1 pseudogene is annotated in these 564 nt (G+C 27.1%); it reads left to right on the forward strand.

Annotated features, from left to right (window positions below):
* Nucleotides 1–564 (forward strand): annotated as a pseudogene (locus tag ACOTVC_RS09015) (ankyrin repeat domain-containing protein); the annotation flags it as partial.

The raw sequence follows: 564 nt of genomic DNA on the forward strand, positions 1-564 counted from the left end.
AATGAAAAAACTAGAAGATATCAAAGCTATGAGTTTTGAAGAAAAAATGCAAATTCAAAAACAATTATTTGATTTTATTAGTAATAATGACTTAGAAAATGTTAAAAATCTTTTAAAAGATTATCCCATAAAAGAAAGCTTTTATGAGGCGCATTTTAAAAACAAAAACAGCAAGGATGATTTGTCTTTGTTTGATCCTTGCACAACTATAGTAAGAGCTGCATTTACTTGTGGAAATTACAATAATGATTTTTCTATTTTAGATTATTTATTTGATGAGTATGGTTTAAGTTTAAAAGATCCTAAATACAATCTTCGCTTTGTAGATATGAAATATATCAAAGAAGCTAATGAAAAATACATCTTAATGAAAGAAGTAGAAGGCGAGCCTAATATTTATAAAAAAGCTCTAATCTACGCATATATACTCAATGCTAAAAACCCAAATTCTCAAATCATACAATATCTAGTAAATCGTGGAGCTAAATTTGAAGTGCATGAAGATGACTTTGGTTGGACTCCTATGCATTTTTGGGTTAGACGCAATAATTATGAATTATTAGA

It is taken from the genome of Campylobacter sp. GB48 (genome assembly GCF_049221845.1).
Lineage (GTDB): Bacteria > Campylobacterota > Campylobacteria > Campylobacterales > Campylobacteraceae > Campylobacter_D > Campylobacter_D lari_C.